We start from the raw sequence: 1,972 nt of genomic DNA, 5'->3' as shown, positions 1-1,972 counted from the left end.
GAGTGGAAACACGACAGTCGAACCATAGTGGCCGGGGAGCAAGCTTCGCAAAAGCCGAAGCGTCGCCGGCGGGGAACAGAAAAAAGGGGAAGACAACCATATGAGCACGATAAGCACCGCCCTCGAGCAGCCTGCCGAAAGCAAGCTGCTCAGGCATATCGACTGGCGTGGCGCCTTCTGGGTGGCAAGCGGCGTTCCGGCACTGGTCCTGTTCTCGATCGGCGGCATTGCCGGCACGACCGGAAAGCTCGCCTTCCTGATCTGGACGGTGTCCATGATCATGGGCTTCCTGCAATCCTTCACCTATGCGGAGATCGCCGGCCTGTTCCCGAACAAATCGGGCGGCGCCTCGATCTACGGCGCGACGGCCTGGCTGCGCTACTCGAAATTCATCGCGCCGCTGTCGGTCTGGTGCAACTGGTTCGCCTGGACGCCGGTGCTGTCGCTCGGCTGCTCGATCGCCGCTGCTTACATCCTCAACGCGCTGGCGCCGGTGCCGATCTTCACCGAGACCTCGCCGGAAGTGGTCGCCTATATCGCCGCGCATGCCGGGACGGCGCCCGCCGACGCGATCGCCGCGGTGACCGCCGCCGCGACGCCGGCGATCCGCACATGGTCGCTGTGGGGTCACACGCTTGGTCCGGTGTCCTTCACCTTCAACGCCACCTTCTTCATCGGCGCCGTGCTGATGCTGGTCATCTTCTCGATCCAGCATCGCGGCATCCTCGGCACGGCCAATGTGCAGAAATATATCGGCCTCTTGGTCATCGTCCCGATGCTGATCGTCGGCGTCGTGCCGATCTTCACCGGCCAGATCGACTGGGCGAATTTCTCGCCGCTGGTACCGCTGGCGGCCGCCTATGCACCCGACCCAGGCTCCTGGAACATTGCGGGCTGGACGCTGGCGCTCGGCGGCATGTTCATCGCCGCATGGTCGACCTACGGTTTCGAGACCGCGGTCTGCTACACGTCGGAATTCAAGAACCCCGGCACCGACACCTTCAAGGCGATCTTCTACTCCGGCCTGCTCTGCATGCTGCTCTTCATCCTGGTGCCCTTCACCTTCCAGGGCGTGCTGGGCCTGAACGGTATGCTGGCGACGCCGATCGTCGACGGCTCGGGCGTCGCCGACGCGCTGGCCGGCATGGTCGGCGGCGGCAGGCTGATCCACAGCCTGCTGGTCATGCTGATGATCCTGGCGCTGGTGCTGTGCATCATGACGGCGATGGCCGGCTCCTCGCGCACGCTCTACCAGGGTTCGGTCGACGGCTGGCTGCCGCGCTATCTCAGCCACGTCAACGAGCACGGCGCGCCGACGCGGGCGATGTGGACCGACCTCTGCTTCAACCTGATCGTGCTGGCGATCGCCTCGGCCGACGCGACGAGCTTCTTCTTCATCCTCGCCGTGTCGAACTGCGGCTACATCATCTTCAACTTCCTCAACCTCAATGCCGGCTGGATCCATCGCATCGACAACGGCCACATCAACCGTCCTTGGAAGGCGCCGACCTGGCTGCTCGGCATCGGCGCCATCTTCGCCTATGTCAACGCGATCTTCATGGGCGCCGGCGCCAAGGTGTGGAACCCGATGGCGCTGTGGGCCGGCCTGATCACGGCAGCCTTGATCATCCCGGTGTTCTGCTTCCGCCACTACATCCAGGACGGCGGCAAGTTCCCAGAGCACATGCTGGCCGACCTCGGCATGGCGGGAGCCGACCTCTCGGTCAAGAAGGCGGGCATGCTGCCTTACCTGACGCTGATTGCAGGCGTGGTGGTGATGCTGATCGCCAACTGGGTGTTCGTCATCTGACACGGCAACCTGAAAGAAATGGGCGCGCTCCGGCGCGCCCTCAGACTGCTGACAAACCCCGTCGAATTTCGGCGGGGTTTTGTTTTATGTGATTGAAGCGTTTGAGAAGTTCGTGTCAGGAGATTTTGACAGGAGGCGCCGAGCCCTCATGCGAGGCTTGGT

The 1,972-nt window shown here is 63.4% G+C and carries 1 protein-coding gene; it reads left to right on the top strand.

Annotation, left to right across the window (positions count from 1 at the left end):
- Positions 1-100: 100 nt before the first annotated feature.
- Positions 101-1,810 carry an APC family permease gene (locus EOD07_RS32535; RefSeq protein ID WP_127238166.1) on the top strand — a complete coding sequence of 570 codons (1,710 nt, stop codon included), beginning with the start codon at positions 101-103 and terminating at the stop codon, positions 1,808-1,810.
- Positions 1,811-1,972: the final 162 nt, after the last annotated feature.

This window comes from Mesorhizobium sp. M2C.T.Ca.TU.002.02.1.1 (assembly GCF_003997225.1).
This window is presented reverse-complemented; position numbering and strand designations above follow the sequence as displayed.